We start from the raw sequence: 22,257 nt of genomic DNA on the forward strand, positions 1-22,257 counted from the left end.
GTGACCCGGATGCGTCCGACCTTCCGACGCCTCACGGCGTCGACCGCGGCGGCGGGGATGCTCGTCCTCGCCGGATGTTCGGCCCCGGCCAACCCCGACGGCTCATCCGGCGGCACCACGCTGGTCGTCGCCACCTCCGACGAGCCGGACGCGTTGAACCCGGTGCTCAACTACGGCGTCGACGGCGCCTCACTGATCTTCGACGGCCTCGTCAGCCGCGACGACGACAACCGCCTCGTCGCCGGCCTGTCCACGGCGTTGCCGCAGCTGTCACCCGACGGCCGCACAGTGACCGCGAAGCTGCGCGACGGCGTGCAGTTCCACGACGGCACCCCGCTGACCGCCCAGGACGTCGTCTTCACGTACCAGGCCGTGCTGGATCCGAGCGTCGACTCGACGCTCCGCTCCGACCTGGACATGGTGGAGTCGGTGACCGCGCCCGACGCGGCCACCGTCGTGTTCCGGCTGCGCTACCCGTACGCGCCGTTCCTGCAGCGGCTCACCCTCGGCATCGTGCCGGCGAAGCTGCTCAGCGGGCGGGACATCAACACCGCACTGTTCAACCGCAAGCCGATCGGGACCGGGCCGTACCGGGTCGACTCCTGGACGCCGGGCGACCGCCTGGTGCTCACCGCCAACGAGCGCTACTTCGGTGGCCGGCCGAAGAACAACCGGGTGGTGGTCGCGTTCGTCGCCGACGACAACGTCCGCGCCCAGCGGATGCGCGCCGGCGAGTTCGACGCCGCCGAACTGCCGCCGAAGCTGGCCACCGGTTTCGACGCCGACACCACGTACCGGGTGCAGCGGGTGCCGACCGCCGACTACCGCGGCGTGATGCTGCCGACGGGCAACCCGGTCCTCGCCGACCCGGCGATCCGCCGGGCGCTCAACCTGGCCGTCGACCGGGCCGCGATGGTGACCGGGCTCCTCGGTGGCGCCGGCGAGCCGGCGTTCGGGCCGATCCCGCCGACCTCCGAGTTCGCCGACCCGTCGATCATCGGCAAACCCACCGCCGACCCGACCTCAGCCGGAGCGCTGCTCGACGCGGCCGGCTGGACCCCCGGCCCCGGCGGGGTACGCGCCAAGGACGGCCGAGCGGCCCGGTTCACGCTGATGTACCCGGCGAGCGACACGCTGCGCAAGGACCTGGCCCTCGCCGTCACCGCCGACGCGAAGAAGGTCGGCATCGAGGTCACCCCCGCGGGGCTCACCTGGGACGCCATCGACCCGCGGATGAAGTCCGACGCCCTGCTGATGGGCTACGGCACGCCGTACGACCCGGACTTCGTCTCGTACAAGCTGTTCGGCTCGACGTTTGCGGGGCAGGGCTACTTCAACCCCGGCTCGTACCGCTCCGACGTCGCCGACCGGGCCCTACAGGAGGGCCGGGACCAGATCGACCCCGCCCGTCGCAAGGCCGCGTACGCGCAGTTCCAGAAGCAGTTGGCCGCCGACGTACCGTGGCTGTTCCTCACCTACCTGCGGCACACCTACGTGCTGAAGTCCTCGGTCCAGGGTGTGGCGGCGCGGGTCGAGGCGCACGAGCACGGGGTGGCGAACAGCCTCTGGTGGAACATCGACACCTGGACGCGGTCGTGACCCGCTCCGGCCGACTGGCCGGGGCCGGCGCGGTCGTCCGGCGTCGGCTCCTGGTCGCCGTGCCGGTGCTCGCCGCGACCAGCGTAGGGATGTTCGCCCTCGGTGCCGCCTCGCCGGTCGACCCGGCGAAGCAGTACGCGGGCGCTGCGGCCTTCACCGCCAGCGAGGAGAACCTGGCCCAACTGCGCGCGAACTGGGGCGTCGACGATCCCCTGCCGGTGCAGTACCTGCGTTGGATCAGCAACCTGGTCCAGGGCGACCTGGGTTGGTCGACCAGCCGCCACGAACCGGTCGCCTCGGTACTCGCCGCCCGGGCCGGCTGGACGCTGCTCCTGATCGGTGTGGCCCTCGCCCTGGTCATGGTCGCGAGCCTGCTGCTGGGCGCGCTGGCGGCGTACCGGCGCGGTGGTGTGTTCGACCGCGCGTTGCGGGCTGCCGCGTACGCGGTGCAGTCGATGCCGGTCTTCTGGCTGGGCCTGGCCGCGATCGCCGTGTTCGCGCTGGCCCTGGGCTGGTTACCGGCGGGCGGGCTCACCGACGTCACAGCGACCAGCACGTCCCGGTCCGATGTGGCCCACCATCTGATCCTGCCGGTCGGGGTGTTGGCCGTGTCGCAGGCGCCGTGGTTCGTGCTGTTCGTCCGGGACGCTGTCGCGGACAGCATGCGCGACGACCACGTGCTCGCGGCGCGGGCCCGCGGGTTGCCCGGTCGGACGGTGCTGTTCGGACACGCGCTGCGGACCGCGCTGCTGCCGTTCCTCACCCTGGTCGGCACCCACCTGCCCGAACTTGTCGGCGGGGCGGTGCTGGTCGAGACGGTCTTCTCGCTGCCGGGTCTCGGCGCCGTCACTGTCGCCGCCGCGCTGGGCAGCGACTTTCCGCTGCTGGCGGCGATCACGCTGGTCACCACCGCGGTGGTGCTGGCCGCGAACCTCGCGACCGACCTCGCCTACGCCGCCGCCGACCCGAGGGTACGACTCGATGGCTGACCTCGCTGCCCGACCGCCGCTGCTCCGGGTGGCCCGGTCCCGGCTGCGGCTGCGACCCGGCCAGACCGGTGTCATCATCGCCGGTCTGGTCCTGCTGGTGGCCGTCGCCGGCCCGCTGCTCGCTCCGCTCGTCTGGCCGCTGGACCAGAGCGCTGTCGCACTGGACCAGACCCGGTTGGCGCCGTCCTGGACCCACCTCGCCGGCACTGACGACCTGGGCCGCGACGTGGCGCACCGCGCCGTCTACGGACTGCGGGTCTCGCTGCTCGTCGGCGCGGTCGCCGCGCTCGTCGCCACAGTCCTCGGCGGCGTGGTGGGCGGGATCGCCGGTACGCTCGGCGGCCGGGTCGACCGGATCCTGATGCGGATCGTGGACACCATCGCCGCGATGCCGCACCTGCTGCTGGGCATCTTCATCGTCGCCATGCTGCGTCCCAGCCTCGGTGCCGTGATCGCCTCCGTCGGGCTCACCCACTGGCTCTCCACCGCCCGCATCGTCCGGTCCGAGTTGTTGAGCCTGCGGACCCGGCCGTTCGTCGACGCCGCCATCAGCGGCGGAGCCGGCCGGCTCCGGGTCCTCACCCGGCACCTGCTGCCGCACGTCCTGCCCCGGCTGGCCCTCGCGACCACCCTGATGATCCCGCACGCGGTGTGGCACGAGACCGCCCTGTCGTTCCTCGGCCTCGGCCTGCCACCACACCTCGCCTCGCTGGGCAACATGATCAACGACGGTCAGGGGTCGCTGCTGACCGGCGCCTGGTGGGCCAGCCTGGCACCGGGCGCTGTCATCGTCGTCGTCACCCTCGCCATCGCGGTCCTCGCCGCCCGCTGGCGTGACCGCCTCGATCCCCGGGTCCGAGCGGAGCTGCACCTGTGACCACCACCGAGTCCGTTCCGGCCCCGGCGTCGCCGCGCGCCGTCGCGGGTCAGCCGCTGCTCACCGTGGACGCTCTGGGCGTCGAGTTCCGGCTCCGCGACACGACAGTGCGTGCCGTCAGCGACCTCAGCCTCACCGTGCGGCCCGGCGAACTGCTGGCCGTCGTCGGCGAGTCCGGCTGCGGCAAGTCCGTCCTGGCCCACGCCCTGCTCGGCCTCCTGCCCGGCAACGCCACGACCACCGGTCACGCCGTGCTGCACCACCCCGGCGCCGACCCGGTCGACCTGCTCACCTGCGGCCAACGCCAGCTGGCCCGAAAGGTACGCGGACGCCGGGTCGGACTGGTCCCGCAGAGCCCCGCCACCGCCCTGAACCCGGTCCGCACCGGGCGGCGGCTGCTCGCCGAGACGCTGCGGGCGCACGGCCGCGACCGCGCCGACGCCGACCGCCTCGCTGTCGATGTCGGGCTCGACCCGGCGGACCTGGACCGCTACCCCCATGAGCTGTCCGGTGGCATGGCTCAGCGTCTGGTCACCGCGCTCGCGCTGGCACCCGACCCGTCGCTGCTCATCGCCGACGAGCCCACCACCGGGCTGGACCGGCCGCTGGTGGACCACACCCTCGACCTGCTGCGCCGTCGCTGCGACAACGGCGCGGCAGTCGTGCTCATCACGCACGACCTGGCCGCCGCACGCCGGGTCGCCGACACCGTCGCAGTGATGTACGCCAGTCGCATCGTGGAACACCGCGACACCGACCACCTCTTCACCGCGCCGACCCACCCGTACGCCTCGGCGCTGCTCGACGCCCTGCCGGACCGGGCCTTCCGGCCGGTGCCGGGTGACCCGCCGATGCTCACCGCGCTGCCCCCCGGCTGCGCGTTCGCGCCCCGCTGCCCACGCCGCACCGACACCTGCGCGCATCGACCACTGTCGACGCCGGTCACCGTTGGCGGCACTGTGGCCTGCCACTACCCGATCCCCTCCGGAGCCACCACGTGACCAGCGCGCAACACCTGCTCGCCGACGAGGTGAGCGTCTCCTACGGCCGCCAGGTCGTCCTCGACGGCGTCACACTGCGGATCGGCCGGGGAGAGACGGTCGGACTGCGCGGGCCGTCCGGCTGCGGAAAGTCCACACTGGTCCGGGTCCTGGCCCTGCTGCACCGCCCCGATCAGGGCCAGGTCAGCATCGACGGCACCGCTGTCGACGCCGTCCGGTACGCAGTGCCGGTCGCCCTACGGACCCGCGTCGCCGCCCTCTTCCAGAGCCCGCGCGCCGCCGCTGATCCTCGACTGAGCCTCACCGACCTGATCGCCGAACCGCTGCGCGCCACCCGGACGCCCGAGTCGGCGGTCCGGGAACGGGTGACCGAACTCGCCGACCTCGTCGGCCTCACAGCGGATCTGCGCAGCCGGCGTCCCCACGCGGTGTCCGACGGGCAACTACAACGCGCCTGCCTCGCCCGCGCCCTCGTACACCGCCCCGACTATCTGCTCTGCGACGAGGCCACCGCGATGCTCGACGCCTCAACCCAGGCGCACGTCGCCGCCGTCATCCGCGACTACCAGCGGACCCAGCAGGCCGGGGTTCTGGTCATCACCCACGACCAGACCCTGCTGGCCCGCTGGAGCGACCGCATCGTCGACCTCGCCAGCACAGCGGGGGCACGGTCCTGAACCTCGGTGCCGTGCGGTGCGAATGCCGGGGCAACGGGCGATCGGCATCGGAGGTCCGCCTCCGCCACTCGGGCGCGGCAACGTCAGCCGACGTCGAGGGGCACCCGCCGAGCGCGGGAGTCGGGGCGGCCGCCGAGGATGCCGGCGAGGATCTCCGCGCCGTCGACGACCCTCGGGCCGGGGCGGTTGAAGTAGGAAGGCCCGTCGACCACCCACACCTGCCCGTTACGCACCGCGGGTAGGTCCGCCCAGCCGGGTTGCGCGGTCGCCACGGACAACTCGCCGACGGTCCGCTCCGGCGTGAACCCGCACGGCCCGAACACCACCACGTCGGGAGCCAGGTCGGCGACCACCGACCACGGCTGCGGGGTGCTGTGCGCGCCCGGCCCGAGCAGCAGAGACCGCCCGCCCGCGTAGGCGATTTGCTCCGGCACCCAGTGCCCACCAGGCATCAACGGGTCGAGCCACTCGACGAACAACACCGTCGGCGCGCCGGGCGCCGACCCCGGCAACGCGGCGAGGCGACGCTCGGCGTCGGCCCGGATCTCCGCCGCCCTGCCTTCGGCGCCGGTCAGCGCGGCCACGGCGTCGACAGTGTCCAGGATCCCGTCGATGGTCCCCGCCTCCAGGGACATCACGCTGGTGCCGAGATCGATCAGACCAACCGCGTCGTTGACCCGCTCGTAGGAGACCGCACACACGTCGCACAGATCCTGGGTCAGGATCAGATCCGGCTTCAACCCCTCCAGCATGGCGACGTCGAGCTGGTACAACGACGAGCCTCGGTGCGCGTCACCGGCGATCGCCGCCGAGATCTCCCGGCTCGTCAAGGTCTCCGGCAGGGAAGTCGCGGTCACCGCCGGGACGTCGACCAGGGCCTCCGGCGGCCAGTCACACTCGTGGGTACGCCCGACCAGGTGCCCGGTCAGGCCAAGCATGGCCACGATGTCCGTGGCTGCCGGCAACAGGGAGACGATTCGCACACCCGCCTGCCTACCAGGCGCGGCCGAGCCACGTCCACTCCCCGACAGTGAGACCACGCTTGTGCTGGCGGACCTGCTCGTCCCAGACCTTTTGGTCGTAGTCCGGGTTCGGCCGGACCCACTTGTGCGAGCCGTCGCTGTAGTGGAACTTCTCGTCGCCAGGCCGCAGGATGCTCATCGGAGCCAGCCGGGAAGCGTCTGTGCAGCGCACCCGCCGGCACCCAGGTCAGGTCCTCGGAGGCCCGCACCAGCTGGGCACCCAGGTAGAGAGCCAGGGAGATCGGAGCGTCGTCGAACTCGGCGCGTCGCTCGCGCTGCCGCGTGCGGCAGGGCCACGGCGCATCGCAGCCGCCGCAGCTCCAAATCGGCAGCACCGGACCGTGCGTGGTCATGCGCGGCCTCCGAGCAGCGCCGTTGTCATCGACCGCGCCTGCCGGCTGGTCGCCCAGTCCACCCGCCAGCACGGGTACGGCGTGAGCCGCGACCACCACGCCCGGCACACGGACGGACAGATGACCGACGACCACGACGCCGCCGTCACCGCTGACCAGGTCGCCGCCTGCCCCCAGCCGTCGCCGACGTCATCACCGCCGCCGTCGCCGAATACGAAGCCGGCGAGACACTGGAAGCTGTCGTCGCCCGCGACGCTGACAAACTGGAATGCCTCGTCCAAGCCGTCGAGTACCGCCACCAAGGGGTCGACAACGTACAGCGCTGGATCGGCAGCTCACGAGCCGCCCTCAAGACCGCCAGCGCCCACCGTCTTGCCGACGCCGCCCTCAGCGGACAACCCCTGGCCTGGCTCACTCCCCCGCCGCGGGAGTAAGCGTTCAACACTGGCGTTGTTTTGATCCTGCTGCAGGGCACAGCGTCCGAACCGTACAAGATGCGCTTTGACGCTGCTGAGCTAGCCACCCGTGGCCTCTTGGCCCTCAGGCAACCCCAAGCCCTTCTCAGCGACCTTTACGCGTCGCTGATCTGGGTCCAGACATCCCTCGACGTCCGTGATTGTCCGTGATCGTCCGCAAGAGTGCGGCCCGATCGTCATCCAGGTTGCCGATTGCCGGAGCCAGGGCTGACCAAGGTTGATGCAATCAGCCTGCATCAACCTGATTGGACCGCCTACGATGAATTTCTGTTCTGATCTCCAACGCCCGCCGACGCAACGGCAGCGCCTCTTCCGCCTGCCCCAGAGCCACCAACGTATACGCCAAGTTTTCCAAGCGGATTGCGATGCTGGGGTGTCCCGCCGGCAACGCCGCCTCACTGATCTCCAGCGCCCGCCGCCGTAACGGCAGCGCCTCCTCCGCCTGCCCCAGAGCCACCAACGTATACGCCAGGTTGTCCAACCGGAGCGCGATGTCGGGGTGCCCCGCCGGCAACGCCGCCTCACTGATCTCCACCGCCCGCCGCCGTAACGGCAGCGCCTCCTCCGCCTGCCCCAGAGCCCCCAACGTGCCCGCCAGGTTGTTCAACCGCGTAGCGATGCTGGGGTGCCCCGCCGGCAACGCCGCCTCACTGATCTCCAACGCCCGCCGCCGTAACGGCAGCGCCTCCTCCGCTTGCCCCAGATCCTGCAAAGTGCCCGCCAGGTTGTCCAACCGGAGCGCGATGTCGGGGTGCCCCGCCGGCAACGCCGCCTCACTGATCTCCAACGCCCGCCGCTGCAACGGCAGCGCCTCCTCCGCCTGCCCCAGAACCCCCAACGTGTACGCCAAGTTGTCCAACCGGATTGCGATGCTGCGGTGCCCCGCCGGCAACGCCGCCTCACTGATCTCCACAGCCCGCCGCCGCAACGACAGCGCCTCCTCCGCCTCCCCCAGAGCTCCCAACGTGGCCGCCAGGTTGTCCAACCGGAGCGCGACGTCGGGATGCCCCACCGGCAACGCCGCCTCACTGATCTCCAACGCCCGCCGCTGCAACGGCAGCGCCTCCTCCGCCTGCCCCAGGGCCCTCAATGTGCCGGCCAGGTTGTCCAACCGGAGCGCGACGTCGCGATGCCCCACCGGCAACGCCGCCTCGCTAATCTCCAACACCCGCCTTTCGGCCTTCACGGCCTGGCGGTACCTGGCCTGCGTGTAGTGATAGAACCCCAGTTGGCCCAGCAGGTACGCGAAGGTCAGATCCAGGGTGTCCTCTGGCATGAGCGGGACGAACGCGTCGACGTGTGGGGCGAACACCCTCCATTGCGGCCAGGTGTCGACATCTTCTGATGGGTTGCCCGATGGACGGGCGCGTTCGAGCAGAGCCAATGCGTGGTCGAGGACCCGCTGCCACAACGAATCGGGTGGGTTGCTCTGCTCATCGTGGTAGTCAGCCTCGGCCTGCGTTTGCGCCTGGCTGCGGACCACCGTCTGGAGAAGTCGGTGAGTGCTGACAGTCGTCTGCGTGAGCGTGACCAGGTTGTACGACGCCAACGCCGACAGCGCCTGGTCCACAGCACCGGCCTGATCGGCATATCCAGCCAAGATCGAACGCGGCACGTCGTCGGGCGCGTAGCACGACAGAATACGCAGCAGGTCGATCGCTGCCGGCCGGACTTCACGCAGCCGGTCGAGGGTAAGGAGCCATACCTGGGCCACCGCCCGCTCGGCCTGGTCTCCCTCCGCGATCGTGTTCAACACCTCGGCGGGCTGGTCCCGCAGCCGATCCAGATAGACCGACACCGGCAGGCGGGTCTGCCTCAGATAGCCGGCCGCCTGCTGCAACGCCAACGGCAGATACCCCAACTCGTCGGCCAACACCGCCGCCGCCAACAGATCCTGCTGTCCCGCATGCTCCAGCAACAGCCGCACGGCGGACTCACGATCCAGCATGTCCAGTCGAAGACACCCGTCGGCCAGCGTCTCCCAATTCACATCACGCCGCGTCGTGATCAGGAGGTGCCCGGTGTCCAACTGCGCCAACAGTGGCTCGACATCCGAGCGCTGCTCTACATTGTCCAGCACCAGCAACCAACCCGACTGGTTCTGCAACCAGCCGACCGCCCACCCCGCAGCCTCCGCTGCCGTAGCCGTCAGCACCAGATCCGGGTTCAACCGGGCCGTCAACGCCGCCAAACCGCTCTCGATCGCCGCCGGACTGTCAGCAGTCACCCACCACCGCACCAGATACCGGTCGCGCCACCGGTGGGCGTACTGCAACGCCAACTCGGTCTTACCCACCCCACCCAGGCCATGCACCGCCTGACAGATCACCCCGCTACCAGCGGACATCACCTCCTCCAACGCAGCGAACTCGTCCCGACGGCCCACAAACAACCGCGTCGCCGGCTTGGGCAGGTTGTGCAACCGCTTCCCGGTATCGGGTGCCGTCGACGCCCGATGCAGCTCGATCCGCCGCGCGTCAACCTTCGCGTCGTCCCCCGTGATGGCAAGCCCGCTGATCTCACGCGCCGAGACCGACCGGTCGCCCTCAGCGCTTACTCCACCAGGCTCCCCGTCAGGGCCGGCAGAATACCGGTCGCTCATCGAGTCACCTGGCCGTCATCCCCGGTGATCACCACCCCACTGATCGTCTGGCTGGCGACAGACCGCTCGCCCGATGCCGTGATCGTCACCCCCGCTGACGCAAGCATCTGCGACAACTCGGCAGCCAACTCCGCATCAGCAGCCACCGCCTTCCGGATCTGCAACCGCAACGCCGCCAACCGATCATCATCAGCCGGGTCCTCGGCCACATCCAACACCGCCGCCTCCACCAACGGCGCTGACTCCTCCCGCCGCAGCAACCGACGCAAGAGCCGCCCACCCAGGCCAACCGTCGCGTCCGCCGCTACCTCCTGCACCCGCGCCACCACGCCCGCCCCGTACGCTCCGGCAGCCGCCGCCACGTACGGCACCACCGCACCCGCCAACGAAGTCACATCCGGATCCATCAACCCTCACCCTCGACGCCAGCAATCAGCGACCTCGATCAGTACCACACCAACGCACACAACGTCACGCTGCAACCACACCCAGCGCCATCCCGTCAGCCGTCGGCCTGCCCTGCTGAGTACGGGCCGCCGAACCGCTCCTGCACCATGTCCAGCAGCACGCCGCATACCCGGCGAAGGTCTTGAACCTTCAGCACGTCCGTCACGTTCACGGCCCTCCCGGCTGCGCCGCGCACCGACCAACGATCGCGGCTGCTCTACTTACCTGCTGTACAGGCAGCAAAAGGCCATCCCCGATGAATGGGAATGACCTTTGATCTGCGCAAACTGAGAGCTGGCGATACTCGGATCATCGGCATGTGAATCACCGGCGTGAGCTGTGTGGACACCGCACGGGTGAGCGGCCACAGCCGGCGCCCGGGCGCCGCAGCATGCGCACGTATTCGGACCGGATGAAACCAGCCACATCGGCGACGATGATCTTCACGCTCCGGGGGTTTATGTGATCTTGTTGCGTGAGACGGGGGTGACGTACTTCGATCGACTACGGATACGATCCTTACGTGTGCGAGATCCTTCAGGCCGGCGGCGCCCCGGAGAGCAGCGCTCCGGGGGAACCGTCGGTCGATCCCGCCCGGGTGACTGTGCTGACCAAGGTGGCCCCACCGTGGTGATCACCACGAGATAGACCACTGTGGACGCCGCGCAGCCACTCGCAGCCACGTTCCGAGACGCCGCAAGGCGCCGTATCGACCTGCCGACTTCAGCACTTCGTCGATAAGGGAGCAATTCATGCAGCGTTCGATTGATTGGGAACCCGGCTGCGTCGTCGCTGTCGATCAGACGACACTCCCTCACGAGATGACGGTTCTGCACATGACCGGCATCGATCAGATCATCACAGCGATTCAGCGCCTGGCCATCCGGGGCGCTCCGACCCTCGGACTGGCGGGTGGGCTCGGTGTCGCTCTGTCGGCGCACCTACGATCCGTCGCCGGCGAGGTCGATCATGCTGCCGTACGGGCGGACGCCGAACTGCTCGCGGCCGCCCGACCAACCGCCGTGAACCTGCGGTGGGGGGTCCAGCGGGCGCTCGGCCGGCTCGCGGACGGCCCGGACGCCGTTCTGCAAGAGGCCCTCGACATGATCACCGAGGACGAGCGGACGAACCGTGCCGCAGCGACACGTGCCGCGACCCTCATCCGTGAGGTGTCCCCGCGGCGGCCGATGCACGTCCTCACCCACTGCAACACCGGCCGATTGGCGACCAGTGGCTGGGGGACCGCCCTGGGCGCGATCCGAGAGCTGGCGGCCAGCCGTGATCTGGGTTCGGTGCTCGCGACCGAGACCCGGCCGCTGCTGCAGGGCGCCCGACTCACCGTGTGGGAGCTGGCCGAGGCGGACATCCCGCACCGGCTGTGTATCGACTCGGCCGCCGCGGCGGCCATGGCCGGTGGTTCAGTCGATTGCGTCATCGTCGGCGCGGACCGCATCGCCGCAAACGGCGACACCGCCAACAAGATCGGTACCTATGCGTTGGCTTTGGCCGCAGCGCGCCACGGCATCCCGTTCATCGTTGTCGCACCGGAATCCTCGGTCGACGTCACCACGCCGCACGGCGACGACATCCTCATCGAGGACCGGCCCGCCGACGAGGTACTGGAGATCGCGGGTGCACAGATCGCGCAGCCCGGGACGGCGGTGTACAACCCCGCGTTCGACGTCACACCGATCGACTTGATCACCGCCATTGTCACCGAGGACCGGGTCATCCGGCCCACCCGCATCGGCGACACGTCGCTTATCCGCCACGTAGCCGACGTCCCACAGCCAGACGTGACCTTCCGCGATCTCGCTGGCGTATACACGGACCCGCATGCTCTTGCGGCCCTCGCCCGCCGTTTGGCGGATACCTTCCGCGGACGGTGCGACCATGTCCTCGCCATCGAGCCCCGGGGCCTACCCGTCGGAACACTTGTCGCGCAACTGCTCGGCTGCCCGCTGGCGTTCGCCCATAAGGCCGGCAAGCTGCCCGGCGCGGTACACAGCGTCCAGTACGGCCTCGAGTACGGCGCTGACACGCTGCAGGTGCAGAAGGACGCCCTTGCTCCCGGCGCCAGGGTGCTGATCGTCGACGACGTCCTTGCCACCGGAGGAACCCTCGCCGCCGCAGCCGAATTGGTTTCTGCCAGCCATGCCCGTACCGCGGGCTTCGGTGTGCTGCTCGAGGTCGCCGGGCTCGGCGGTGTCGAGCGCCTCAACGGACGTCGCCTGGTCGTTGCCCTTGCTGACGAAGGAGCCACCGCGTGACAGGCGTCATCGACACCCGCGGCGCCGCTCACCTGGTGGGGGAAGCCCGGGAGCTGTACCTGCGGGGATGGCTCGAGGGAACGTCCGGCAACCTCTCCACCCGGCTCGACGACGCCAGCGACACGATACTCATCACCACGAGCGGACGCAGCAAGGGACGGCTGACGGAGAGCGACACCGTACCCGTCAGCGTGCGGACCGGGTTGCCCGTGCAGCCCATCGGGCCGAAGCCGTCCGCCGAGACCAGCATCCACACCGCCATATACGCCGCCGATCCGCGCTGTGGCGCGGTCATCCACGTGCATTCCCCGCACGCCACCGCTGTCGCCGTGTTGGCGGCCCGAGCCAGCCGGACGTCGGTACGGTTCGCCGATCTTGAACTGATCAAGGGCCTCGGCGTCGTCGACCCGGCCAGCGTCCACGTCCCGGTTTTTCCCAACTGGCCGGACGTCGCACGCATCGGTACCGACGTAACGAACCACCTGGCGCAGTCCGCGGCGACCCCGCCGGTGTTCCTGATCGCCTGGCACGGCGTCACTGCCTGGGGTCCGTCGCTCGAGGTGGCCCGCAATCGCCTCGAATGCCTTGAGGCGATGTGCCAGTTGACACTGCTCGCCGCAAGTGCCTCACCGAACACTGATCTATTTCAGGAGGGTCTGCTATGACACTGCTTCAGGTGATGCCGGCTACCGACGGCAACGACATTCGACTGCGCACTACCGACGAGGACCGCATCCGGGTCGAACTGTCCCGCTGGAATATCGTGTTCGAACGATGGGCCGCGACCCGGCCGCTCGATGCTGCCGCCGACTCCGCTCAGGTGCTCGAAGCCTACCGCGATGACGTACGCAGGATCAGCGAGGCCGGCGGCTACCGGCTGGTGGACGTCGTACGCATGCGGCCCAACGACGCCGACCCGGACTGGCCCGCCACGGCCCGAGCGGCACGGGAGAAGTTTCTCGAGGAACACGTGCACGACGAGGACGAGGTCCGGTTCTTCGTCGAGGGACGCGGGTGCTTCTATCTGAATCTGGACGGCATGGTGCACGCCGTCGTGTGCGAGGCTGGTGACCTGCTCTCGGTGCCGCGCGGCACCCGGCACTGGTTCGACATGGGCCGGCAGCCCCAATTCACGGCGATCCGGTTCTTCCAGGAGGAGGACGGGTGGATCGCCGACTTCACCGGCGAGCCGACCGCCCGTCAGATCCCTTACCTCGACGAGTTGATCGGCGCCAATTGGTGAGCCGTGCCGACGCGGTCGTCCTGGACGTCGAGGGCACGTTAGGTTCCCTCGCCTTCGTCCGTGATGTTCTTTATCCCTACTCTCGTGAGCGCGTCGCCACGTATCTCGACCGCGACACGACGGATGTCCAGGACATACTCCGGGCCACCGCGGCTCTGGCGGGCAAGCCGACGGCAACACGCGCGGAACTGGTCGTCGTCATCAACGGCTGGATCGACCAGGATGTCAAAGCGCCACCGCTCAAGGCGCTGCAGGGGATGATCTGGGCGGACGGGTACGCGAGCGGAGCGCTCACCGCACACGTCTTCGACGACGTCCCCACCGCGCTGCGGACGTGGCGTGCCGACGGCCTCGGCGTGCACCTGTTCTCCTCCGGGTCCGTTCAGGCGCAACACGACTGGCTGCGCCACACCGAGCTGGGTGATCTGCGACCGCTGGTCGACCGGCTCTTCGACGCGCAGGGCATGGGCGCCAAGACCGATCCCGCGGCGTACCAACGGATCAGCCGGGAGATCGGCGTAGCCGCGGACCGGATCCTGTTCGCCTCGGACCGGCCCGTCGAACTGGCCGCCGCCCGCGCCGCCGGCTGGCATACCCTGGGTGTGCACCGACCCGGGAACCCGCCAACTGACTTCGGCGCCCACGCCTGGGTCACTGATTTCTCGTCTGTGCGCCCGCAGCCGGTCGGCAGGCCGACGTGAGCCGGTCGCGGCATCAGAGTTCGACGATCTTCAGCGGGATGCAGCGATGCTGGCGGCACAGCACACGATCGGCTCTGCCCTCAACCAGTACGGGTGCCCTCTGGTCGCCACTGCGGCACAGGCACTCTTCGACGACATCGATGTGGGCCGGCAGTTCGTCCGCTTCGCGTTCTGCACAAGCGACGCGGCCATCGACGGGACAATCCATCGACTCACGAAATTCCATCCATGAGGAGAGAGATCATGTCAGCGCTACAAGCGTCGTTGGCGGTCATCGGCGGAAGCGGCTTCTATTCGCTGCTGGACGAAGCCCGCGAAGTGCATGTCAGCACCCCGTACGGCGAACCGTCGGACGCCGTCCTTGTCGGTCGCGTCGGCGACCGTGATGTGGCGTTCCTCCCCCGGCACGGCCGCGACCACCGTTACCCGCCGCACCGGATCAACTATCGCGCGAACCTCTGGGCACTGCACTCGATCGGCGTCCGCCAGATCATCGCCCCGTGCGCCGTCGGCTCACTGCGACCCGAACTCGGGCCGGGAAGCCTCGTGATCCCGGACCAACTCGTCGACCGCACCAGCGGCCGCCAGCAGACCTACTACGACTCCGGCGCGGCACATGTACCGTTCGCCGACCCGTACTGCTCGCAGGGGCGTGAGGTAGTCGTCGCGGCATCGCGTCGCGAGGGGATGCCCGTGACGGATGGAGGCACCATGGTCGTCGTCGAGGGACCCCGATTTTCGACCCGGGCCGAGTCACAGTGGTACGCGGCTCAGGGCTGGTCCGTGGTCAACATGACCGGCCTCCCGGAAGCAGTTCTGGCTCGCGAACTCGCGATGTGCTACACGGCGGTCGCGCTGGTCACTGACCTCGACGCCGGTCTGGACAGCGCTTCCGCCGTGAATCAGAGCGAGGTGTTCGACGTCTTCGCGAAGAACACCGACCGCCTCCGGTCGATTGTTCTGAATGCCTTGGCCGACCTGCCTGCCGATCGAACCTGCCCGTGCCGGGAAAGCCTCGACGGCATCGCAGTCGCCCGGGATGCCGTGCCCAGCTGACACGATCAAGGGCCGCACCCGGCCGGCACCTGCCCACGGCAGGGACACTGGACAGCCTTACCGCTGCTTCTCACACGATCGTCAGTCGAGGGGCGACTTCACCACGCTCCTACGTGGACCGAGCCCCTGCGGGCGTTGACCCATCCGTAGGCTCGACCTCTAGCCGGAAGGCACGCCGCAGCGCCGCCATCGTGGGAGCGATCTCTGCCTCGTCGCGGGCGCGGAAAAAGACGACCCCTGGCGTCGACGACGAGTTGAGGTCCGACGTGACCACGTCGCCAGCGCTCATGGTCATCCGCACGTCGATCAGTCCGGGTACCGCCGCGCGGATCTCCTCCTCGGAGGACATCTCGACGATCCGGCCCGGACGGATCGGAAGGTTCACGTTGACGACAATGCCGTCGGTCGACATGACGTCCAGCGCCGGCGTGTACCCGAGCCCCAAGGACCAGAATGCCTCCCACAGATCGACTCCGTGCTGGTGCCTGATGGCTTCGACGATGCCGCCGCCCGCGGGTCGGCACGCCGCCTCGCCGACCCGGAAGCCGTCGCGGGACCGGTAGAGCTCCACGTGGGCGACCCCGTCGCGGAGCCCCAACTCGATCGTGGCCCGGCTGGCGACCTCCAGCGCCTCGTCATGGTCAGGGTGGTCGGGGGGAACGATCCACGATCCGTCGAAGTCGTCGATCCGGCCGAGCAGCGGGTCGAAGTAGATCGACACGGCGGCGAACAGCACCTTGCCCTCGTGAAGAACGGCGTCGACGTGGAACTCGCGGTCCATCGCCACGTACTGCTCCACGGCCACCGGCATCTCCTCGGCGCGCAGACGCGCTCCGGTCGGCCCGGTCGCCCAGGCCCTCGCTGCCTCCGGCCCGTCGATCCGGGTCACGTCCATGCAGAGGGCGCCGAACGTCGGCTTGACGACGACCGGCCATCCCAGGCTGTCGCCCGCCTTCAGGACGTCTGTCGGTTCGAAAACTCGCTGGACCTGAGCTGTCTTCAGGCCTGCCTCGATCAGGCGTCGCTTCATGAGGAACTTGTCGGAGAAGGCGAGTGCGACGTCGTACGAATCTCCGGGGATCCCGAGCGAGGACCGCAGGAACCCGGCGGTCGGTACCCCGAACTCGACCGGCGAAATGATGCGATCCACAGGACGTGACGCGGCCACCCGACGGACGGCGACGAGCACCTGGGTCGTGTCGCGGATGTCGTCGACCTCGACGACCTGCATGGTGGGTAGACGGGACGCGCCGCCGCCGTCGGGGAAGTGGTGGGGGTGGCCCGCCTCCGCCACGATGGTCACGTGGTCGACGGATGCGGGGTCGAGCAGACGGAACGGGAAGGCGCGGCGCACGGTGGTCAGGACCACGGCGTGGGCGGTCACTACGGCACCATCCTTTCGATCAGATCTGGGAAGTAACGTCCTGTCGGAACTCGGCGAGGATCAGCAGATGGCTTGTGGCGGTCGCCCTTCGGGGGCCTGCCGTGGTCACTCAACATCGACGAGGTTCGGTTCTTCGTCGACACGTCCGCCGGTAACAGCCGCCACGAAGGCGACTGGGCAGCCGAGGGAGTGTCATGCCTGACCACTCTCGACGAGGAGCGAGGCCAGGACCGCGTCGATCTCCGAGCGGAACGCCGCAGCATCCACGGCGGGGAGCTGGGCCAGGACCGACCCGGCGAGCTCCTCGATCTTCTTCTTCGACGTGGTGGTTCCGGGTGCCACCGCCCACAGGCCGCGGACCCGCGCGCCCCGCCGACATTTAGCCTCGTAGCTGCGGGTGCCGAGGTGCAGGGATTCGATGCCGTTCTCCTGGGCGAACCGTACGGGCCCGTGCACTAGGAGCACCGCGTACTCCGCGGCATTGCGCAGCTCCCCGTAGTTCAGGCCGATCGAACGAAGCGCGAGTTGCCTGCCCGACCGGTAGCCGAGCGAGTACCCGGTCATGCGCGAGCCGTCGAAGACGGCGTGCGCCACGGCCTCCTCGCGGAGGATGCGGGCCTGGCGGCCGAGGGTTGCCCGCAGGTTCTCCTCCTCGTGCTCGTTGCCGTACTTGAGCTCGACCTGTTGCAGCAGCGGAGCCCCGTACGCGACGATCTCGTCGATCGACACCTGCCGGAGCTCGAGGCCGCTCTTGACGAAGCGCTGCCACTCGCGGCGCCAGTGTCGATGTTGCGACTTCGTCAGCTTCGACTCGAAGGGTCCATCCGCAGGAATTTGCTGCACGGTGCAGTCGGCGTCGACGAGGTGCACCCCGGGGGTCTCTCCGGTGAGCGAACGCGCGGCCGCCACGACGTGCGGCACGTCCTTCGACGGCAGGTATGGCCACCACCAGGCGCCGTGTACCTCGGGGAACGCCTCGAGGGCCGCGTCGATGAGCTCCGCCAGCGCTGCGGGCGACCGACGAGTCCCGATCACCGGGGAGCAGAATCCCCGGCGTCCACCGAGCAGCAGCCGCGCACGGTCGTCCTCGCTGTCGAGCAGGGTCTCGAAGCGATAGTCCGGATGACCTTCGTCCGGCGCGTGGTGGGCGACGAGCCCGGCACCGTCCTTCATCAGGTAGGCGGGACGGCCGACGCCGTCGGAGTCGACGAAGCGCAGCCAGTTCGGCGAAGAGTAGAAGCTCCCTGGTTGGGGCCAGGCTGATGGGACAGTGGAGCTGATCATTCCCCCCGGCTTTCGTCTGTCGCACACACATGCGTCGACGTCGTCACGGCGCGCCTTCTGACATCGACCAGTATAACGGTGATCTCCGTGCTACTCGGGCCCCGCGTGCCTGGCCAGCGAGGGGCCCACGAGCCGGGCGGCCAGCGCGCCGACCGCAGCGATCACGACGAGAAGCACCACGGCGACATCGACCTGATCGGCGAAGGGGGCAACGACGAGTGCACCCATGGCGAAGCCCAGCGCGAGGCTCGTGTTGACCCAGGACTGCGCCTCGGTCCGCTGCCCCGGGGGGGTGGTCGCCGCCGAGAGCGAGAAGACAGTGGCCAGGCAGGGTGCCGTGGTGGCGCCGACCAGGGGAGCGATGACGATGAAGCTCCATGGCGCGGCCTGACCCAGGAGCAGCATCAGGATGCCGCCGGCCGTCAGCAGCAGCATGATCGGCAACCAGCTCTGCGGAGTACGTCCACTGCCGTACGCGCCGAAGACAAGTCCTCCGACGAGGCTGCCCACGGCCATTCCGGCCAGCAGCAGTCCTCCCGCCCACTCGTAGCCGCCGGAGTGGCTGATCGTCAGCAGCAGCACCTCGACGGCGGCGCTGACCAGGGACGGGACCAGCGCGAGTAGCAGGGTCGTCCTGAACGGCGAAGAGGCAACCGGTCCCCATCCGCCCTTGCTCCGGGAGGCGGGCACCTGATCGGCCGGTTCCGACCGGATCACCAAGACCGCGGACAGGACCAGCAGGGCGATGACGGGCAGGACCGCGACGGCCGGATCCGTCCAAGTCGCCAGCAGGCCCGCTGCCGCGGGGCCGACGACGAAGGCCACCTCGAGCAGGACAGCGTCGAGAGCCATCGCTGTGTGCCGGCCCTTTCCCGGGAGGGTGAGGGCGATCCAGAGTCCACGGATCGTGGCAGCGACCGGCGGCATGAAAGCGCCGCTCAGCACGGCGACTCCTGCGATCACCGGCATCGACGAACCCTCGATAACGGCGACCAGGACGGCCACCATCAGGATGTAGAGGCTGGTGGTGACGAGGAGCACGGGTTGCACGCCCCGGCGGTCGATCCATCGGCCTCGTACGGGGGCCGTGAGTGCCTGGCCCACCGTATAGGCGGCCAACGCCAGGGCGGCCGACGCCTCGTCGCGCCGGTCGGCCACGAGCAGGAACAGCACGACCGACCACATGCTCATCGTCAGGCGCGCTACCAGGGCCGCGACGGCCAACCGGCGCATGTCCCGCTCGCCGAGCAGGGCCCTGTATGCCTGCACCCCCGTGCTGGATTCCTTGTTCACGCGCGCATTAACCCACGGCGGCACAAAGTCGACCCCGCAATGTCCACGGTGCAGTGTCGAGCGCGCAGCGCGTGGTCATGTTTGAGGTCGTCGCACCGGCACGACGTGGAGTGCTTCATGCGGACAACGTAACCGGTGGCGCGTGCCATGGGATGATCGGCGGGAGCCTCACCCAGGTCGATGGGCAGGATCCGGAGAAAAGGCCGCGACCCTGAACGACGACGAGAGCATCGCGGTCATCCGCATCTTGGTCGAGGCGGCGGAGGGCCGCGTGGTGATCACCGCCGGCGTCGGATCCAGCTCCCCCGCTCACAGCATCGACCTGGCTTCGCGGTCCGCCGAGATCGGCGCGCGGGCTCTGCTGCTCGTCATGCCCCACTACCGCAAGCCGATCCAGCCGGTGTCGCCGCGCACTCCCGCGCGGCAGCCGACTCGACCGACGTGCCTTACGACATCCCGCGGCGGGCGGGCGATCTCGCCGGAGTCCGGGAGATCCACGCGGCTCATCCCCCTGCCGGACGCCCTGTGACGACGCCCCAGGGGTGCCCTCAGGGTCAAGGCCATCCTCGTGGAGCTGGGCGTCATCGGGTCGGCCGGCCGCCGCAGGCAGACCCCCTCGCCGCGGACGATCGAAGCTCACGTGCGACGAGCCGGGCTCCAAAATGGAGGGGTTGACCCCCTGCAGTCACAATGCGATGATCCGTTTTCTTGTTCTCACTTCGGGGGTCTGATCAAGTTGCGATTCCGATTTCAGTATCCGAGACGTCCGATCGGGTGGCGTCGATGAGCGAGATCTATTTCGCACAGATCCGCGAGGACTCACGCATCGAACGTCGACTACAGGCCTGCTACGGGGCCCGAAGGGTCCTCACCATCGGCTCGGGCGGCTGCACGGCATTCTCGCTGCTCGACGACGAGCTGGAGAGCCTCGTCGTCGTGGACGCGAACCCGGCCCAGTGCGCGCTCATCGAGCTCAAGAAGGCCGCCCTGATCGCTCTCGAGCGGGAGGACTACCTCGCCTTCGTCGGCGAGCGGCCTGCCGTGAACCGCCTCGGCACCTACCGCGAGTTGGAAGAAGCCCTGCCCGACGGAGCCCGCGCGTACTGGCGGAGCCACCAGGCGCGGATCGCGTCGGGGATCAACGGCTGTGGCGTGACGGATCGCCACTACAGGCTGGTCGGAGAGAACCTGACGCAGCTCATCCTCGGCACCGAGAACGTCGACCTCCTCTTCGCGTGCTCGACCATGGACGAGCAGCGTGCCTTCTTCGCCGAGCACCTCGACAACGACCGCTGGGACACCGCCGTGCGGGTGTTGTTCAGCCGTTGGACCCAGTCACACTTCTACCCACCGCTGTGGTCCGCACGTAGTCCGGAGTCCAAGTTCGGCGAGTTCTACGCGGCGCAAATCAAGGACGCCATCGTGGGCAAGCCGGTCGCCAACAATTACTTCTTGCATCAGCTGCTCACCGGTCGCTACCTCCACGACCGGGTCGACGGCACACCCGCCTATCTCTCCGACGACGGATACGCGACCGCACGCCGCAACATCGACAAAATGCGACTGGTTAACAGCACGGTCGACCAGTGCCTCGACACCGTGACGGACGTGGACGCCTTCTACCTGTCCAACATCTTCGACTGGGGCAGCCCCTCGCAGCACGAGGCCCTCGCGGGCAAGGCTCGGAAGGCTTCGTCAGCCGGCGGAGCAATCGTCCTGCACCGGAGCATGTATGGCGAGGGGCAGCTGGCACCGGTGTTCGGTGACCACCTCGAGATCCGTCAGGAGCTGTCGAAAGAGCTGACAGAGCAGGAGCGCTCGATGCTCTATCGCGAGGTCACCGTCGGCGAGCTCGTGCGAGGAGCTGGCGGCACCCGGTGAGTGGCGCGAGGCAGACCGCATGGTCGAACAACTTCAAAATGGACGAAGGGTAAAGCCCGGCATGACTGGAAGCAACGACGATTTTCTCGGCGCGGTGCTGGAGTTTCTGCGCAGCCTCAATACTTCGACAGAGGCTCAGCGCTCGACGACGGGAACCGAGCTCGACGCGGACACGGACCTGATTCAGGCAGGCATCGTCGACAGCCTGTCCATCATGGAGTTGATCGTGTTCCTGGAGAAGGAGACTGGCGCGCACGTCCCGCTGGAGGACCTGATGCTCGACAGCATCCGCACTGCCCGGACAATCGCTGCCGTCTACGGTTCGCATACGACACCAATTGCCCGATGAGTCCGGTCGACGCGCAACTGGGCTTGAGCGACGTCGAGGCCCAGATCGACAGGATGCTGATCGGAATCCCCTCGTTCTCGGGTGCCGAGGAGCTCAAGCTCTCCCCGCTGCTCCCCAGGAGCTCCGTCCTGGCAACGCACTACGTGCGCAGCTTTCCCCAACATGCATTGGTGGTGTCGGGCGCGATGGGCTCGGACGCCGAGTTCCTCCTGGCGCCGACGACCTGCTACGCGGTGTTCGACCATCTGAGAGGACGCCAGCTTTCCAGTCCTTCCTTGTTCACACACAAGAATCTCTGCTTCCGGAACGAGGAGACCTACCGTCCGGGCGAACGCCAGTCCTCGTTCCTCATGCGAGAGTTCATCTTCCTCTCGACGGACGTGGGCCTGGTGCACGAGTGGATCGGGCACATCGTGCGTGACGTGCCGTCGTCACTCGCCGAGGAGTTCTGGGTGGACGCGGTCGTGAAGAAGGCGAGCGACCCGTTCTTCGACCCCAAGGACCTGCACCTGAAGTTCCAGGAGTCGGAGAACCTGAAGTCCGAGTTCGTCGTCGACGGCCTCGCCGTGGCGTCGGTCAACCTGCACCTCGGGGCGTTCGCTCGAAGCTGCAACCTGCGCTCGAACGACGGGCAGCCCCTGTACAGCGCCTGCTTCGGCCTCGGGTACGACCGGCTCGTCGCCAAGAGCACCGCGGCACGGGCGGATGTCCGGTCCACAGCCGGTGACGGCCGGGAAACGAGCGGATAAACCC

At 68.8% G+C, this 22,257-nt stretch carries 22 protein-coding genes and 1 pseudogene; 15 read left to right on the forward strand and 8 right to left on the reverse strand.

Going from position 1 to position 22,257, the window contains the following annotated elements; genetic code table 11:
* The first annotated feature begins 9 nt into the window (after positions 1-9).
* From AB0B94_RS06455 to AB0B94_RS06475, 5 genes are read left to right on the forward strand one after another with little or no spacing between them, the layout of a single operon-like run.
* Positions 10-1,599, forward strand: coding sequence for an ABC transporter substrate-binding protein (locus tag AB0B94_RS06455; protein ID WP_357269883.1), 1,590 nt, complete (start codon positions 10-12; stop codon positions 1,597-1,599).
* A complete protein-coding gene (locus AB0B94_RS06460; protein WP_357269134.1) occupies positions 1,569-2,588 on the forward strand; it encodes an ABC transporter permease in 1,020 nt (339 codons plus the stop codon). Before AB0B94_RS06455 ends, AB0B94_RS06460 begins: the two co-directional genes overlap by 31 nt.
* On the forward strand, positions 2,581-3,465 hold the full coding sequence (locus tag AB0B94_RS06465) for an ABC transporter permease (RefSeq protein WP_357269137.1): 885 nt from the start codon (positions 2,581-2,583) through the stop codon (positions 3,463-3,465). The genes AB0B94_RS06460 and AB0B94_RS06465 overlap by 8 nt, the downstream gene beginning before the upstream one ends.
* A complete protein-coding gene (locus tag AB0B94_RS06470; RefSeq protein WP_357269141.1) occupies positions 3,462-4,466 on the forward strand; it encodes an ABC transporter ATP-binding protein in 1,005 nt (334 codons plus the stop codon). Before AB0B94_RS06465 ends, AB0B94_RS06470 begins: the two co-directional genes overlap by 4 nt.
* Complete coding sequence (locus AB0B94_RS06475) at positions 4,463-5,143, forward strand: ATP-binding cassette domain-containing protein (RefSeq protein ID WP_357269144.1); 681 nt, start codon at positions 4,463-4,465, stop codon at positions 5,141-5,143. Before AB0B94_RS06470 ends, AB0B94_RS06475 begins: the two co-directional genes overlap by 4 nt.
* 83 nt (positions 5,144-5,226) lie before the next feature.
* Here the strand turns inward: AB0B94_RS06475 and AB0B94_RS06480 are convergent, their stop codons facing one another.
* Both AB0B94_RS06480 and AB0B94_RS06485 read right to left on the reverse strand, forming a co-directional pair.
* Entirely contained in the window at positions 5,227-6,126 is a 900-nt protein-coding gene (locus tag AB0B94_RS06480; protein WP_357269146.1) for a cobalamin-binding protein, read from the reverse strand.
* A 10-nt stretch (positions 6,127-6,136) separates the two neighbouring features.
* The gene (locus AB0B94_RS06485; protein ID WP_357269149.1) at positions 6,137-6,304 is read right to left on the reverse strand and encodes a hypothetical protein; all 168 of its coding nucleotides are present in this window, start codon (positions 6,302-6,304) and stop codon (positions 6,137-6,139) included.
* A 358-nt stretch (positions 6,305-6,662) separates the two neighbouring features.
* Here AB0B94_RS06485 and AB0B94_RS06490 point away from each other — a divergent pair.
* Positions 6,663-6,952: pseudogene (locus AB0B94_RS06490) on the forward strand (HD domain-containing protein); the annotation flags it as partial.
* A 268-nt stretch (positions 6,953-7,220) separates the two neighbouring features.
* On the opposite strand, the gene fxsT reads toward AB0B94_RS06490, so the two are convergent.
* A complete protein-coding gene (fxsT, locus tag AB0B94_RS06495; protein ID WP_357269152.1) occupies positions 7,221-9,416 on the reverse strand; it encodes an FxSxx-COOH system tetratricopeptide repeat protein in 2,196 nt (731 codons plus the stop codon).
* Between the two features lie 176 nt (positions 9,417-9,592).
* On the reverse strand, positions 9,593-10,003 hold the full coding sequence (locus tag AB0B94_RS06500) for a hypothetical protein (protein ID WP_357269155.1): 411 nt from the start codon (positions 10,001-10,003) through the stop codon (positions 9,593-9,595).
* A gap of 792 nt (positions 10,004-10,795) precedes the next feature.
* Between AB0B94_RS06500 and mtnA the strand changes: the two genes are divergently transcribed.
* The 4 genes from mtnA to mtnC are packed head-to-tail and all read left to right on the forward strand — an operon-like array spanning position 10,796 to position 14,257.
* Positions 10,796-12,313, forward strand: a complete 1,518-nt coding sequence (gene mtnA / locus AB0B94_RS06505; RefSeq protein ID WP_357269158.1) for an S-methyl-5-thioribose-1-phosphate isomerase — start codon at positions 10,796-10,798, stop codon at positions 12,311-12,313.
* On the forward strand, positions 12,310-12,978 hold the full coding sequence (gene mtnB / locus AB0B94_RS06510; protein WP_357269161.1) for a methylthioribulose 1-phosphate dehydratase: 669 nt from the start codon (positions 12,310-12,312) through the stop codon (positions 12,976-12,978). Before mtnA ends, mtnB begins: the two co-directional genes overlap by 4 nt.
* Positions 12,975-13,556, forward strand: coding sequence for a cupin domain-containing protein (locus AB0B94_RS06515; RefSeq protein WP_357269164.1), 582 nt, complete (start codon positions 12,975-12,977; stop codon positions 13,554-13,556). The genes mtnB and AB0B94_RS06515 overlap by 4 nt, the downstream gene beginning before the upstream one ends.
* Positions 13,553-14,257: an acireductone synthase gene (gene mtnC, locus AB0B94_RS06520; protein WP_357269167.1), complete on the forward strand. Its 705-nt coding sequence runs from the start codon at positions 13,553-13,555 to the stop codon at positions 14,255-14,257. The genes AB0B94_RS06515 and mtnC overlap by 4 nt, the downstream gene beginning before the upstream one ends.
* Before the next feature lie 13 nt (positions 14,258-14,270).
* Here the strand turns inward: mtnC and AB0B94_RS06525 are convergent, their stop codons facing one another.
* Positions 14,271-14,483, reverse strand: a complete 213-nt coding sequence (locus tag AB0B94_RS06525; protein WP_357269171.1) for a hypothetical protein — start codon at positions 14,481-14,483, stop codon at positions 14,271-14,273.
* Positions 14,484-14,500: 17 nt separating this feature from the next.
* Here AB0B94_RS06525 and AB0B94_RS06530 point away from each other — a divergent pair, with 17 nt between their 5' ends.
* Positions 14,501-15,313, forward strand: coding sequence for an S-methyl-5'-thioadenosine phosphorylase (locus tag AB0B94_RS06530; RefSeq protein ID WP_357269174.1), 813 nt, complete (start codon positions 14,501-14,503; stop codon positions 15,311-15,313).
* Between the two features lie 109 nt (positions 15,314-15,422).
* Here the strand turns inward: AB0B94_RS06530 and AB0B94_RS06535 are convergent, their stop codons facing one another.
* The 3 genes from AB0B94_RS06535 to AB0B94_RS06545 form a co-directional block, all read right to left on the reverse strand.
* Entirely contained in the window at positions 15,423-16,697 is a 1,275-nt protein-coding gene (locus AB0B94_RS06535; protein WP_357269177.1) for a hypothetical protein, read from the reverse strand.
* A 192-nt stretch (positions 16,698-16,889) separates the two neighbouring features.
* On the reverse strand, positions 16,890-17,870 hold the full coding sequence (locus AB0B94_RS06540) for a hypothetical protein (protein ID WP_357269180.1): 981 nt from the start codon (positions 17,868-17,870) through the stop codon (positions 16,890-16,892).
* A 201-nt stretch (positions 17,871-18,071) separates the two neighbouring features.
* On the reverse strand, positions 18,072-19,250 hold the full coding sequence (locus AB0B94_RS06545) for an MFS transporter (RefSeq protein ID WP_357269183.1): 1,179 nt from the start codon (positions 19,248-19,250) through the stop codon (positions 18,072-18,074).
* 166 nt (positions 19,251-19,416) lie between these two features.
* On the opposite strand from AB0B94_RS06545, the gene AB0B94_RS06550 reads away from it, so the two are divergent.
* From AB0B94_RS06550 to AB0B94_RS06565, 4 genes are all read left to right on the forward strand, one after another.
* The gene (locus AB0B94_RS06550; RefSeq protein ID WP_357269186.1) at positions 19,417-19,803 is read left to right on the forward strand and encodes a dihydrodipicolinate synthase family protein; all 387 of its coding nucleotides are present in this window, start codon (positions 19,417-19,419) and stop codon (positions 19,801-19,803) included.
* A 254-nt stretch (positions 19,804-20,057) separates the two neighbouring features.
* Entirely contained in the window at positions 20,058-21,155 is a 1,098-nt protein-coding gene (locus tag AB0B94_RS06555; RefSeq protein ID WP_357269189.1) for a DUF3419 family protein, read from the forward strand.
* A gap of 61 nt (positions 21,156-21,216) precedes the next feature.
* On the forward strand, positions 21,217-21,504 hold the full coding sequence (locus tag AB0B94_RS06560; protein ID WP_357269192.1) for an acyl carrier protein: 288 nt from the start codon (positions 21,217-21,219) through the stop codon (positions 21,502-21,504).
* Positions 21,501-22,253, forward strand: coding sequence for a hypothetical protein (locus AB0B94_RS06565; protein ID WP_357269195.1), 753 nt, complete (start codon positions 21,501-21,503; stop codon positions 22,251-22,253). The genes AB0B94_RS06560 and AB0B94_RS06565 overlap by 4 nt, the downstream gene beginning before the upstream one ends.
* Positions 22,254-22,257 lie beyond the last annotated feature (4 nt).

The sequence above is a fragment of the Micromonospora sp. NPDC048986 genome (genome assembly GCF_040649335.1).
Classification (GTDB): Bacteria; Actinomycetota; Actinomycetes; order Mycobacteriales; family Micromonosporaceae; genus Micromonospora; species Micromonospora alfalfae.

Excerpts from the sequence above, each read along its gene's own strand:
- AB0B94_RS06455 (WP_357269883.1), top strand. The coding sequence starts at position 10 with ATGCGTCCGACCTTCCGACGCCTCACGGCGTCGACCGCGGCGGCGGGG.
- AB0B94_RS06465 (WP_357269137.1), top strand. The coding sequence starts at position 2,581 with ATGGCTGACCTCGCTGCCCGACCGCCGCTGCTCCGGGTGGCCCGGTCC.
- AB0B94_RS06485 (WP_357269149.1), bottom strand. The coding sequence starts at position 6,304 with ATGAGCATCCTGCGGCCTGGCGACGAGAAGTTCCACTACAGCGACGGC.
- AB0B94_RS06500 (WP_357269155.1), bottom strand. The coding sequence starts at position 10,003 with ATGGATCCGGATGTGACTTCGTTGGCGGGTGCGGTGGTGCCGTACGTG.
- mtnA (WP_357269158.1), top strand. The coding sequence starts at position 10,796 with ATGCAGCGTTCGATTGATTGGGAACCCGGCTGCGTCGTCGCTGTCGAT.
- AB0B94_RS06515 (WP_357269164.1), top strand. The coding sequence starts at position 12,975 with ATGACACTGCTTCAGGTGATGCCGGCTACCGACGGCAACGACATTCGA.
- AB0B94_RS06525 (WP_357269171.1), bottom strand. The coding sequence starts at position 14,483 with ATGGAATTTCGTGAGTCGATGGATTGTCCCGTCGATGGCCGCGTCGCT.
- AB0B94_RS06530 (WP_357269174.1), top strand. The coding sequence starts at position 14,501 with ATGTCAGCGCTACAAGCGTCGTTGGCGGTCATCGGCGGAAGCGGCTTC.
- AB0B94_RS06540 (WP_357269180.1), bottom strand. The coding sequence starts at position 17,870 with ATGAAGGACGGTGCCGGGCTCGTCGCCCACCACGCGCCGGACGAAGGT.
- AB0B94_RS06555 (WP_357269189.1), top strand. The coding sequence starts at position 20,058 with ATGAGCGAGATCTATTTCGCACAGATCCGCGAGGACTCACGCATCGAA.
- AB0B94_RS06560 (WP_357269192.1), top strand. The coding sequence starts at position 21,217 with ATGACTGGAAGCAACGACGATTTTCTCGGCGCGGTGCTGGAGTTTCTG.
- AB0B94_RS06565 (WP_357269195.1), top strand. The coding sequence starts at position 21,501 with ATGAGTCCGGTCGACGCGCAACTGGGCTTGAGCGACGTCGAGGCCCAG.